This window comes from Elusimicrobiales bacterium (assembly GCA_041651175.1).
In the GTDB taxonomy this organism is placed as follows: domain Bacteria; phylum Elusimicrobiota; class Elusimicrobia; order Elusimicrobiales; family Elusimicrobiaceae; genus JAQTYB01.
On the sequence record JBAZJT010000005.1, the window covers coordinates 45,997 to 57,411 of the forward strand.

The 11,415-nt window shown below is 60.0% G+C and carries 12 protein-coding genes and 1 tRNA gene; 11 read left to right on the forward strand and 2 right to left on the reverse strand.

Going from position 1 to position 11,415, the window contains the following annotated elements; translation table 11 throughout:
• Positions 1 to 20 precede the first annotated feature (20 nt).
• Genes plsY through WC421_04240 form a run of 4 tightly spaced genes read left to right on the forward strand, consistent with a single transcriptional unit; the run spans position 21 to position 2,457 of the window.
• Positions 21 to 656, forward strand: a complete 636-nt coding sequence (gene plsY, locus WC421_04225) for a glycerol-3-phosphate 1-O-acyltransferase PlsY (GenBank protein MFA5161434.1) — start codon at positions 21 to 23, stop codon at positions 654 to 656.
• Entirely contained in the window at positions 640 to 1,626 is a 987-nt protein-coding gene (locus WC421_04230) for an NAD(P)H-dependent glycerol-3-phosphate dehydrogenase (GenBank protein ID MFA5161435.1), read from the forward strand. Before plsY ends, WC421_04230 begins: the two co-directional genes overlap by 17 nt.
• 3 nt (positions 1,627 to 1,629) lie before the next feature.
• On the forward strand, positions 1,630 to 2,181 hold the full coding sequence (locus WC421_04235; protein ID MFA5161436.1) for a bifunctional nuclease family protein: 552 nt from the start codon (positions 1,630 to 1,632) through the stop codon (positions 2,179 to 2,181).
• Positions 2,182 to 2,196: 15 nt separating this feature from the next.
• The gene (locus WC421_04240) at positions 2,197 to 2,457 is read left to right on the forward strand and encodes an HU family DNA-binding protein (protein MFA5161437.1); all 261 of its coding nucleotides are present in this window, start codon (positions 2,197 to 2,199) and stop codon (positions 2,455 to 2,457) included.
• Between the two features lie 220 nt (positions 2,458 to 2,677).
• Here the strand turns inward: WC421_04240 and WC421_04245 are convergent, their stop codons facing one another.
• Entirely contained in the window at positions 2,678 to 3,928 is a 1,251-nt protein-coding gene (locus tag WC421_04245) for a hypothetical protein (GenBank protein MFA5161438.1), read from the reverse strand.
• A 426-nt stretch (positions 3,929 to 4,354) separates the two neighbouring features.
• Here WC421_04245 and WC421_04250 point away from each other — a divergent pair, with 426 nt between their 5' ends.
• From WC421_04250 to WC421_04280, 7 genes are all read left to right on the forward strand, one after another.
• Positions 4,355 to 4,681, forward strand: a complete 327-nt coding sequence (locus WC421_04250; GenBank protein ID MFA5161439.1) for a MerR family transcriptional regulator — start codon at positions 4,355 to 4,357, stop codon at positions 4,679 to 4,681.
• A complete protein-coding gene (locus WC421_04255; GenBank protein ID MFA5161440.1) occupies positions 4,678 to 5,934 on the forward strand; it encodes an MFS transporter in 1,257 nt (418 codons plus the stop codon). The genes WC421_04250 and WC421_04255 overlap by 4 nt, the downstream gene beginning before the upstream one ends.
• 2 nt (positions 5,935 to 5,936) lie before the next feature.
• Positions 5,937 to 6,779: an ROK family protein gene (locus WC421_04260; protein MFA5161441.1), complete on the forward strand. Its 843-nt coding sequence runs from the start codon at positions 5,937 to 5,939 to the stop codon at positions 6,777 to 6,779.
• A gap of 23 nt (positions 6,780 to 6,802) precedes the next feature.
• Positions 6,803 to 6,874: transfer RNA gene (locus tag WC421_04265), tRNA-Pro, on the forward strand.
• Between the two features lie 19 nt (positions 6,875 to 6,893).
• Positions 6,894 to 7,991 carry a glycosyltransferase gene (locus tag WC421_04270; protein MFA5161442.1) on the forward strand — a complete coding sequence of 366 codons (1,098 nt, stop codon included), beginning with the start codon at positions 6,894 to 6,896 and terminating at the stop codon, positions 7,989 to 7,991.
• Positions 7,982 to 8,806: a 23S rRNA (adenine(2503)-C(2))-methyltransferase RlmN gene (rlmN, locus tag WC421_04275; GenBank protein MFA5161443.1), complete on the forward strand. Its 825-nt coding sequence runs from the start codon at positions 7,982 to 7,984 to the stop codon at positions 8,804 to 8,806. Before WC421_04270 ends, rlmN begins: the two co-directional genes overlap by 10 nt.
• Positions 8,803 to 9,591: an SDR family oxidoreductase gene (locus tag WC421_04280; protein ID MFA5161444.1), complete on the forward strand. Its 789-nt coding sequence runs from the start codon at positions 8,803 to 8,805 to the stop codon at positions 9,589 to 9,591. Before rlmN ends, WC421_04280 begins: the two co-directional genes overlap by 4 nt.
• Positions 9,592 to 9,628: 37 nt before the next feature.
• On the opposite strand, the gene mutL is transcribed toward WC421_04280, so the two are convergent.
• Positions 9,629 to 11,413 (reverse strand): DNA mismatch repair endonuclease MutL, encoded by a 1,785-nt coding sequence (mutL, locus tag WC421_04285; protein MFA5161445.1) that lies wholly within the window; start codon positions 11,411 to 11,413, stop codon positions 9,629 to 9,631.
• Positions 11,414 to 11,415: the final 2 nt, after the last annotated feature.

Genomic DNA, 11,415 nt, shown 5'->3' on the forward strand with positions numbered 1-11,415 from the left:
TTTCATATAATCTTGGGGAAATGGACACATACAAAATCGGCCTGATGGTTTTCAGCTACGTTCTGGGGGGAATACCCTCCGGGTATCTTATCGCGCGCGCGGCAAAGGGAATAGACATACGGCAGCACGGCTCCGGCAATCCGGGCGCGGCGAATGTGTACCGCGTCGTGGGCAAATGGGCCGGCTGGGCCACCCTGCTGGCCGACGCGGCCAAAGGCTTTATCCCCGTGCAGCTGGTGTTCTACCTGTATCCGCACCAGAGCAGCTACAAGCTGGCGGTTGTCTGCGGCTCGCTGGCGATATTCGGGCATATGTGGACGGTTTTCCTGAAATTCAAGGGCGGCAAGGGCGTGGCCACCTCGCTGGGCGTGTTCAGCGCGATGCTGCCGTTTCCGACCATGATTGCGTTCTGCGTTTTCGCGCTGGCCGTCGCCTTAAGCGGGCATATCTCTGTCGGCTCCATCGCGGCGGCGGCGGTGCTGCCGGCGGCCAGCTTCATTATAAAAGACCGCAATTACGACATCTCGTTTTCGGTGCTGGTATCGCTGGTGTCGCTGCTTATAATATACAAGCATCTGCCCAACATGAAGCGGCTGCTGGCGAAAAAAGAGCTGGCATTCTCCGACGGTTCCAAGGCCGATGACAAAAAACCCTAAAGTTACCGTGTTCGGCGCGGGAGTATGGGGCAGCGTGCTGGCCCAGCATCTGGCGAAAAAAGGCTGCCCCGTAACGCTCTGGGAGCATTTCCCGCATCTGCTGCACGAGATAGAAAAGCACGGACGCCAGCACCCGCACATCCCGCATTTCAAATTTGAGCCGGAAATAACGCTGACCAGTTCGCTGGAAGAGGCCGCCTCCGCCGAGTTTTTCGTGCTGGCAATATCCTCCAAAGCCGCGCGGCATTTCGCGCAATCGCTGGAGCGGCATCTGAAAACAGCTATCCCCCTGGCCAGCGCCTCCAAAGGACTGGAGGAGGAAACCGGCTTCACCGTCTGCGAAATCATAGAGGACGCCGCCCCGAAACTGCGCGGGATGACGATGGCGCTGTCCGGCCCCAGTTTCGCGCTGGAGGTGGCGCGCGGCGTGCCAACCAAACTTTTGCTGGCGGGTCCCGATAATTCGCTGCTGGAGCAGGCCTGTTCCGTGCTGGACGGCTTTCCGCTGCGCGTGGAAACCTCTCCCGACAGGCGCGGCGTTGAATGGGCCGGCGCGGCAAAAAACGTTTTCGCCATCGCCTGCGGCATGGCGGACGGCAACCCCCGGCTGGGCGCAAACACCCGCGCCGCGCTGCTGACGCAGGCGGTAAAAGAGATGTCGCTTATAATAACCGCCGCCGGCGGCAGGGCGGAAACGGCGCAGAGCCTTGCCAGCCTGGGCGACCTGATGCTAACCGGCACTAACGAGATTTCGCGCAACCACAAGCTTGGCGTCAAGCTGGCGCAGGGCAAGGCGCTGGCGCAGGCCCGCGGCGAGATAGACACCGTAACCGAAGGCGCCGACGCCGCCGAAGCCGTGTTCCGTCTGGCACAAGCCAAACGGCTGGACGCTCCGCTTGCCGCCGCAATGCGGAAAATACTCAGGGAGGCCGCCCCGCCCGAAACCCTGCTAAAGGCGCTGGGGTTCTAATCTATGGAAGAACACGCAAAACCGCAGAAAGAAGTGCGCATATACTCCCTGGCCACCACCGCCTCGGACGCGATAGTGTTTCTGGAGGAAGTGGGGGGAATACGGCTGCTGCCCATCTGGATAGGCCCGATAGAAGGCCAGGCCATAGCGATTAAATTCTCCGGCATACCGCTGCCGCGCCCGTTCACGCACGATTTGCTGCTGTCTATAATCAAGCAGACCGGCTATACGGTGGAAAAAATCACCATAGACAGCCTGCGCGAAAGCACCTTCTACGCCACCATACACATAAAAAAAGACGGCGACGCCAAAGATATAGATTCCCGCCCCTCCGACGCCATAGCGCTGGCCGTGCGCGCCGGCGCGCCGATATTCGTGGCCGAGGAAGTCTTCGCCCAGTCGCAGGTGCTCAACAAACCCATTTCCGAGGACGAAGTAAAGCAGTTCAAGGACCAGCTTAAAGACATAAAGCCCAAGGACATCTTCGGCACTCTTAAATCCGGCGGGGAGCCGCCTCCCCCGCCCGAAAAACCCGGCGAGCCGGGCAAGCCGTAACCCGGAGCAAACCCCATGAACCGCAGCCAACTGGTGAAAGAAGTGGCAACTATCATGGCCGACAAGTCGGACGCCGAGCGCGCCGTGAGAAAGGCTTTTGACGCCATGACCGCCGCGCTCAACGGCGGCGAGAAGGTGGTCATCACGGGCTTCGGCGCTTTTTCGGTGAAGCTGCGCTCCGCCCGGACCGGCCGCAATCCTAAAACGGGCGAAACAGTAACCGTAGGCCCAAGAAAATCCATCCGCTTCAAACCGTCGGGAGCGCTGCTTTCCTGAACCAGGATTGCCGCAACTTTTTCAATTTAACGGCGTTTGCAGATTAACCCGGAAATCGCAGTTGGATAGCGGAATTCGGCGGCGGCTGGCGGGACACTCCTGTGCAGAATTTTCCTTACATACCTGGCGGACATGCTCGTCAAATTCTGCGCCGGATTGTCTCCGCCATCCGCCGCCTCGGTTCTCGCTACCAACTGCGATTTCCGGGTTAACACAGGTGTTAAAACGATATTCCTGCGGATATTTCCAAACCAAAGCGTCTGTTATACGTTCGGGAGGCATTGCCGCGCATGTCTCCGATTCCGGCGGCAACGCTGAACCGCCGCGTTACATGCCATCTCACCGCCAAAGCCGCGCACACTTCGGCCCCGCTGCCGCCGCTCTCTGAATAAACGCCCGCGCCAACCGTCAGTTCCGGCGTAAGCGAACCATGAGGCAACAATACCGCCCGCAGCAAAACTCTCGCCCCATATAAGGTGTCCGCATGCGAAAGGCCGATTCCGGCTTTGAAATGTTCTTCCGCAAAACGTAAATAATTCAAGCCCAAACCGGAGCGCGAAATGACAGTTTCCATTAAGTCCCGCCCACGCCAGCCTTTCAACGCCATCACCGTGCCATGCCGCAGTTTCCTGCCGGACCGGATATGTTCCGGCAGAGACCATGTTTGAAAACCATCGGACGAGTCGCTGTATGAAATGCCGTTTGTATCGCGGCAGGCAATCGGATTGTCGTAATAAATGCGCCAGACACCCGCATTGCACGGGATAAGGGTTTCACCTTCCTTATCCGCGCCAAAACCGGCCCAGTCCTCTGTTTTGACGGACTGGTAATTTCCGGTCAGGCTGGTTGAGGTGGAATAGCCTATTCCGTCGGCGATTCCGCCGGAAGCCATCCGGCGATACCACAAATAATAATACGGCGGCCTGAACACGACAAACGGGTCTATATATATCCCGCCATCCGGCGGCAGAACATTCGCCGGTTCCGACCATGCCGAGAAATCGCCGGACAGCGGATGGGTTTCCCAAATCCCGTACGATTTCTGCGCTGCATCGGTTGACACGGACACAAACAGGTGAACGCTGCCGTCAACATCCGAAAACCATTCCGGCGCGACGGCTTTCACAGTATTTTCCGGCATGGGAATATCCGGCAGGGCGTTCCAGTTCTCCATATCGCGCGACATGGCAAGCCCCGCCGTTACGGGCGCTGAAGCGCAGCCCCTGGCAGGAGTATATGCCAGCAAAAACCTGCCGTCGCGGTCTCTGAATATGGACGGGTCTCTCAACCCGCTTTGCGGAGAAAACACCGGACCGTTTTTCATGGCGGACCACGAAATGCCGTCAGAGCTTTGGTATATGCGCAGGCTTTCATCCTCGCTGAAAAATGTCGCGTAGATGAACGGCCCGCCCTCCGGCAGTACGCCGGCAAGCGCACCCCGCGCAAATGCAGCGAGCGCAATTACCGCCACACAAATACTACACGTTCCCGCCACTGTCCCCTCCCGTGTAACGCGCAATACAATTCCGGGAAGGAAGACGGCAAGCCAGTAATGCAGTATGGTTTTGCGTTTGGAGTTTTGGCAAAAAACTGGCGGCTATCAATTCCCAGCCACGATCATAACCGAGAATGATAAGCCGCCATCACTTGGCCCGAAAGCCAAGCTATCAGACGGCCTCAATCCAGTTGATCGTGTGCCCCTTCTTTTCGGAAGTGAGCGCACCATGCTCTTACGCATGGTCCCGGTGAAGCCTAAACTTCTCAAATTGTGTTGTGCTTAGAATCTATCCGCTATGTGATGCCTCCTTTCCTGCAAGAAAATTCTACAAAATATGACAGCCATACCGGCTTGTGGGGGGGAGGGGGTTTTTGTTACCCTGATTGCAGGGCTTCCCCGATGGAAGAGAAGAAATATTACACCATAAGCGAAATAAGCCGCGCAGCCGGGGTGCCGGAGCATTCCATACGGTACTGGGAACGGCGGTTCCAGTTGCTGCGCCCAGTGCGCAAGGAAAGCGGACACCGCCGCTACACCGCGCGCGACCTGGAACTGCTCTCCGAAATAAAAGACATGGTCTACCGCCGGAAAATGACGCTGGCCGGGGCTAAAAAAGCGCTCTCCCGCGCAGGGGGGCAGGAGCCGCGCGACGCCGCCGCAGGCCGGGAAACCCTGCGGCTGCTGACGGAAATCCGCAAAGAGCTTGAGGATATCGCAAATTCATGAAACGCAACTATTTCATAGCCGGGCTGGTGATGCTGGTGTTTTTTGTCATTTCTTTTCTGACCAACATACTCGGCCCGGTAATACCGGAAATCATAAGCGGGTTTGGGCTGAACCTGACGCTGGCCGCCGTGCTGCCGTTCTCGTTTTTTATCGCCTACGGGGTGATGTCGGTGCCGGCGGGGATGCTGGTGGAGAAATACAAGGAAAAATCCGTCATGCTGGCCTCTTTCGCGCTGGCGTTTGCGGGCGCGCTGCTGTTTGCGCTGCTGCCGCGCTACGGGGTGGCGATAGTGTCGCTTTTCCTGATAGGCGCGGGGATGGCCGCGCTTCAGGTGGCTATCAACCCGCTGCTGCGCGTCGCCGGAGGAGAGGAACATTTCGCATTCAACTCCGTGCTGGCGCAGCTTATATTCGGCGCGGCGTCTTTCATGAGCCCGCACGTGTATTCATACCTTACCGCCCATGTCGGGACGGGGGAGGGGGGAATCATAGTGCGCGCGCTATCGGCTGTAACGCCGCGGGGGCTGGCATGGGCATCGCTTTACTGGGTGTTTGCCGCAGCGGCGGCGGCGATGGTGGTTATAATCGCGCTGTCCAAATTCCCGGAGGTGGAGCGCAAAGAGGACGAAAAGACCGGCACATGGGCCGTCCACGCGGAACTGCTGCGCGACAAGACCGTCCTGCTGTTTTTCGCCGGTATATTCTGCTATGTCGCCACCGAGCAGGGGATTGCCAACTGGATTTCCCAATTCCTGAAAGTCTATCACAACTGCGACCCGCAGACCGCCGGGGCAAGCGGCGTCTCCTGGTTCTGGGGGCTGATGACGCTTGGCTGCCTGCTGGGAATGCTGCTGCTGAAGTTTTTTGACAGCCGCCGCATCCTTGTCGCTTTTGCCGCGGCGGCGTTCTGCTGCCTTACGGCGGCTTTGTGGGGGCCGGCGGAGGTTTCAAAACTGGCCTTCCCTGCGCTGGGGTTTGCGCTGTCGGTGATGTGGTCTATTATATTTTCGCTGGCGCTTAACTCGGTTTCAAAACATCACGGCGCGTTTTCCGGGATACTCTGCACGGCAATCATGGGCGGCGCGTTTTATCCGCTGCTAATCGGCTGGGCGGGGGACCGCTTCGGGCTGCGGGCCGGGATGTCGCTGCTGTACCTGACGCTGGCTTACATTTTCAGCATAGGGATATGGGCGAAACCCATCATACTCAACGAAACTTTCGCGCGGCGCAGACAGAAGGAACAGGGAGCCTGATTATGGACATAGTGGGCGCGGATTTGGGCGGAACCAATTTCAGGGCCGGGCTGGTGCGCGATGGCAAAACAATCAAAACCGCCGTCAAGGCCATCAACGCGGCGGCGGGGCAGGACGAACTGCTGTCGGATTTTTTCGCGCTGACAGATTCGGTCATCACCCCGCAGGCCAGGGGCATAGGCGTAGGCGTCCCCACCATAGTGGACACGGAGCGCGGGATTATATACGAGACCGTCAATATCCCCGCCTGGAAAGACGTGCCGCTGAAAAAGCTGCTGGAAGAAAGATACAAAATCCCCGCCCGCATAAATAACGACGCCAACTGCTTCGCGGCGGGCGAAAAGTATTTCGGCAAGGCGCGGGAGTTCAAGTCTGCGGTCGGCATGGTCATGGGAACCGGCCTGGGCGCGGGGCTGATTATAGACGGGCGGCTCTACAACGGGCGCAACTGCGGCGCGGGCGAGTTCGGCGAAATCGCCTATCTGGACAAAAATTACGAGCATTATTGCAGCGGCAAATTCTTCAAAGCCAAAGGCACAACCGGCAAAGAGGCGTTCGCAAAAGCCGCCTGCGGCGACAAGGCCGCGCTGGAACTGTTTGAAGAGTTCGGCTCGCATGTGGGCGAGGCGGTAAAGACCGTCATGCTGGCGGTGGACCCGGAGATAATCGTTTTCGGCGGCTCGGTGAGCGCGGCGTTCGGGTTTTTTGAGCCGGCGCTGCGGAAATCGCTGCAATCGTTTTCGTACAAACGCTCCGCCGAAAATCTCAAAATCGCCGTCTCGGAAACCGCGGATATGGCGATACTGGGCGCCGCCGCGCTGATTTTTAACGCCAAAGAATGCTAAAATAGTATTTCGCGCCGCGATACCGGGGAGTGGCTCAATGGTAGAGCGCTCGCTTGGGGTGCGAGAGATTCCGGGTTCAATTCCCGGCTCCCCGATATCGCGGCGCGGCTTTTCATGCAAAAGAAAATAGCCATACTCTACGCCAGGGAACCCTCCGGCCATGTAAGCGCGGCCCGCGCCGTGCAGGAAAGCCTGGCCGCGCGCGGCGCGCAGGCCGTGCGGGTGAACCTGTCGCACGATTTATACCGGCTGCCGGGCCGGCTCACCGGCGCGCTGTATGTGGAAATGCTGCGCTACACCCCCTTTGTCTGGGAACTGCTCTACGACGACGCGCTGGTGCGCGCGTTCGCCATTCCGGTAAAAAAACTGTTTTTTCACAAAAGCGCGCGCAAGCTCAGCGCCCTGCTGGCGGAGCACGGCTTTGACGCGGCGGTATGCACGCATTCGCTGCCGTGCTTTGTGCTCTCGCGCGCGAGAATGGACATTCCGGTGTTTGCCGTGCTGACAGATTTCAGCGCGCATCATTTCTGGCCGGAAAAAGGCGTGGCGGGATATTTCGTGCACGAGGAAAGCGCGCGGCGGGACCTTATCTCCCGCGGCATCGCGCCGGAGCGGGTGGCGGCCACCGGCATTCCCGTGCGCGGAGCGTATCTGAACGCCCCGCCGCGCCAGCATGCGCTGCACCAGCTGGATTTAGACCCGTCCCTTCCCTGCGCGCTTTTATGCGGCGGCAGCAAGGGGCTGGGGCATATGGAGGAAGGGCTTGCCGCGCTGGGCAGGGTCCCCGGGCTTCAGATAATAGCCTCCTGCGGCGCCAACGAGCCGCTGCGCAAAAAACTATCAGACGCGGCGCGCGGCGCGCGGCATATCCGCGTGCTGGGCGAGACCGACACTCTTGACGCCGCCATGGGCGCGGCGGATTTTATCGCCGGAAAGACCGGGGGAATCACCTGCTCAGAGGCGCTGGCCATGGGCAAGCCGCTGCTGATATTTGCGCCGCTGCCCGGGCAGGAGGCGCGCAACGCCCGGTTCCTTATTTCGCGCGGCGCGGCCTTCCATGCCGCAAACGCCGCGCAATTGCGCGATGTGGCGGAAAAACTGACGCGGGACGCCGCATACCGAGGCGGCATTCTGCCTGCGATGTCCGCGCTGGCGCGCCCCCGCGCCGCGGACGAGATTGCCGAGACTGTGCTTTCCTCGCTATGCGCGTAGCAGCCAGGCAGGTTTCCGCGCTGGACGGCACAACAAAACTGCTGCTCCGCTGCGCCGACGGCGCATTGTCCGAGGCCGTGGTTTTATTCAACAAAAACAGGGTGTCGGCCTGCCTGTCGTCCCAGTCCGGCTGCGCATGCGGCTGCGCCTTCTGCGCCACCGGGCGGCTGGGATTTGCGCGCAACCTCACGGCGGAAGAGATAATAACCCAATACGAGCAATGCCGCCTCGTCGCCCCGCCGGAGAGCATTGTCTTTATGGGGATGGGCGAGCCGCTGCTGAACTGGGAAAACCTCAAACAGGCCATACTCGCGCTTTGCGACCAGCGGGGCGTCAATTTCCCGCAAAGCAGAATTACGGTCTCAACCGTCGGGATAACGCCCGTCATGCGCGAACTGGCGCATTCGGAGCTTAAGGTGCGGCTGGCGGTGTCGCTTGTTACGGCGGACGAAAATGAAAGGGCGAAACTTGTGCCTGTAAGCGCGCGCTATCCGCTGGGAGAAATAATCGCCGCCGCGCGCCATTACTGCGAGGAAAGGAAAAGGCAGGTGTTTTTTGAATACATTCTCTTAGGCGGATTAAACGATTCGCCGGAGGACGCGCGGAAACTGCTGTCCCTGATTGACGGCGTTGACTGCAAAATCAACCTCATCCCGTATAATGCCGCCGGAGGGGGGGATTTCGCCCCGCCGTCCGCGGAAAAGGCAATGGAATTCCAAAAAACAATAATGGCCGCCGGAATAAGGGCCTATCTGCGCCGGGAAAAAGGCTCGGACATCAAAGCCGCCTGCGGCCAGCTTGCGGGGGCAGCATGAAAACCGCGCTCATAACCGGCGCCTCGTCCGGGCTGGGGCTGGAGTTCGCACGCAGGCTGTCGCGGGACGGGTTTGCCGTCGCGCTTGGCGGCAGGCGCAAAGACGCGCTTGAAGCGGCGGCAAATGAAATCGCGTCCACCGGAGGCGCGGCGCTGGCCTGCCCCGGAAACATAACCTCGCCGGAGGATTTAAGCCGCTCCGCCGCCGCCGTAAAAGAGCGGTTCGGCGGCATTGATTTTCTGATACTCAACGCCGGGGTAGCACACATAAGCCTGCTTGCCGATTATGACGATTTTTCAAAGATGAAAGAGGACATTGAAACCGATTTGTGGGGAACGATCCTCTCCGCGCGGATATTCCTGCCGCTTATGCGGCCCAATTCCAGGATACTTTTTGTCGCCTCGGCTTTCGGGCTTGTCGGCGGGGCGGGATATTCCACTTACTGCGCCGCCAAGGCGGGGATGATAAATTTCGCCCAGTCGCTGCGGCGGGAGCTGCTGTGCAAAGGCATAGCCGTGCATGTGGCCTGCCCCGCCGACATAGCCACGCCCATGTATTACGGCGAACTCAGGGACCTGCCGGCATGGATGGGAAAATTCCCCGGCAAACGCCGCCCCCTGCCGGCAGACAAAACGGCGGACAGAATTCTTGCAAAATGCAGGGGGGGCAATTTTATCATCACCAGCGATTTCACGACCTTCCTGCTCCGCCTGGCGGCCAGGGTTCTGCCGGAAAGCGTCATGCTGCGCGTCGTTGACCGCGCGCTGCCGCTGCCGGGAAAATAGCCCGCCGGCAACTCTCAACACATCTTACGCAGTTGAGTCAATAAGGCGATTTGGGGCGTTTGAAGCGGCGGGCAAGCTCGCCGCTTTCCAGGGTTATCATGGTGGGGCGGCCATGCGGGCAGATGAGGCCCTCGCGGCAGGATTTCAAATCGTAAATCAGGCGCATTGCCTCCGGCGGAGACAGCCTGTCGCCGGCCTTGACGGCGCGTTTGCAGGCCGCCATGGCCACGGCCTCGCGGCGGGCCTGCTCCTGCGGCTGCGGCTCCGGCGCGGTCTGGGCGAAACGGGTTATAAAATCCCCGATATCCGCGTCGGAAAAATGAAACACCGACGGGACCGAGCGCACCATAAGCTCCGCCGGGCCGGACTGCTCTATTTCAAAACCCGCCTCGCAAAGATACTGCTGCCAGGACATGACGGCCTCCGCCACGCTGGCGGACACGTCCACTATCACCGGCAGCATAAGCCGCTGCACCACCGGCATTCTGGCCGAAAGCTGGCGCAGATACTCCTCGTAAAAAACGCGCTCCTGCGCGGCATGCTGGTCCACTACTATCATGCCGTCCGCGCACTCGTAAACCAGATAGCTGCCGTGTATCTGGCCCAGATGGCGGTACGGCGGCTTCCACCAGTCCGGGTCCTGCTCCGATTGCGAAAACCCCTCTATGACAACGCCATGCTCCGTCTCGCGTACGGAAGGCGCGGCTTCCCGCGCAGCGCCGCCCATGAGCATGGATATTTCCTCAAGCGAAACACGGGAAGGGGGCGTTTCCTCCTCAAGCCGAGGGGGGGCCGCGCGCCCGGCGGCCTCCGGAGGCAAAGCCGGCGGCGGGGCAGCCCCGCCTATCACCGCGCCGGAAACCGCGTTGGCCACGGACTTGAAAATGCGGCTCTCGTTTTTGAAGCGGACATCCCGCTTCTGTGGATGGATATTGACGTCAAACTCGGACGGCGGCAATTCAATGAACAGCACGCAGGCCGGATGCTGGGTTTTGGGCCTGTAGCCCTCGTAAGCCCTGTAAAGCGCCTGGGAAAGCGTTTTGCAGTTCACCGGCCTTCTGTTGACGAAAAAATATTGCAGCGCGCGCGTGGCGGGCATTTTATCCGGCGCGCTTACAAGCGCCGCAATCCCGGCGGCCCCGTCATCGGCGCAAATCATGCCGGAGGAAACAGCCTCGCCAAGCACTATGGCGGCGCGCTCGGCCAGCGCGGCGCCGGCGGGGACGCAGTAAATGTCGCTGCCGTCGGCGCGGACATTGAAGGCAATGCCCGCGTTGGCCAGTATGCATTCCTCCGCCGCGCGCAGCAGGTGGGAACGCTCGGTCCCGGCGCTTTTGAGAAATTTCAGCCGGGCGGGGACGTTGAAAAACAAATCCCGCACCTCAACAGTGGTCCCCGGAACCGGCGGGGCCTCGGTCCGGGAGAGCAGTTTGCCGCCCTCCACGGTTATCCGGGCGCCGCGCATGTTTTCCCCGCGCGCGCAGGTTGAAACGGCCAGGCGCGAAACCGCGGCTGTGGCATACAGCGCCTCGCCGCGAAAGCCGAAAGTGCAAAGGCTGTCCAAATCCTCGTAGGCGCTGATTTTGCTTGTGGCATGGCGCAGGACGGCGCGCTCCAAATCGCCGGCTTCCATGCCGCAGCCATCGTCGTTGACGCGGATGAGGGCGCGCCCCGCGTCCTCAAAATCTATATTGATTGTTTTTGCGCCGGCGTCAACCGCGTTTTCCAGCAGTTCCTTAAGGACGCTGGCGGGACGCTCCACCACCTCGCCCGCGGCGATTTTCTCTATTATTTCCGGCGCGAGAACATGTATTTTTCCCATAA

Bases quoted from the DNA above. Each gene is read 5' to 3' on its own strand.
- WC421_04235 (MFA5161436.1), top strand. From the start codon at position 1,630: ATGGAAGAACACGCAAAACCGCAGAAAGAAGTGCGCATATACTCCCTG.
- WC421_04260 (MFA5161441.1), top strand. From the start codon at position 5,937: ATGGACATAGTGGGCGCGGATTTGGGCGGAACCAATTTCAGGGCCGGG.
- WC421_04250 (MFA5161439.1), top strand. From the start codon at position 4,355: ATGGAAGAGAAGAAATATTACACCATAAGCGAAATAAGCCGCGCAGCC.
- WC421_04270 (MFA5161442.1), top strand. From the start codon at position 6,894: ATGCAAAAGAAAATAGCCATACTCTACGCCAGGGAACCCTCCGGCCAT.
- WC421_04255 (MFA5161440.1), top strand. From the start codon at position 4,678: ATGAAACGCAACTATTTCATAGCCGGGCTGGTGATGCTGGTGTTTTTT.
- WC421_04240 (MFA5161437.1), top strand. From the start codon at position 2,197: ATGAACCGCAGCCAACTGGTGAAAGAAGTGGCAACTATCATGGCCGAC.
- plsY (MFA5161434.1), top strand. From the start codon at position 21: ATGGACACATACAAAATCGGCCTGATGGTTTTCAGCTACGTTCTGGGG.
- rlmN (MFA5161443.1), top strand. From the start codon at position 7,982: ATGCGCGTAGCAGCCAGGCAGGTTTCCGCGCTGGACGGCACAACAAAA.
- mutL (MFA5161445.1), bottom strand. From the start codon at position 11,413: ATGGGAAAAATACATGTTCTCGCGCCGGAAATAATAGAGAAAATCGCC.
- WC421_04280 (MFA5161444.1), top strand. From the start codon at position 8,803: ATGAAAACCGCGCTCATAACCGGCGCCTCGTCCGGGCTGGGGCTGGAG.
- WC421_04230 (MFA5161435.1), top strand. From the start codon at position 640: ATGACAAAAAACCCTAAAGTTACCGTGTTCGGCGCGGGAGTATGGGGC.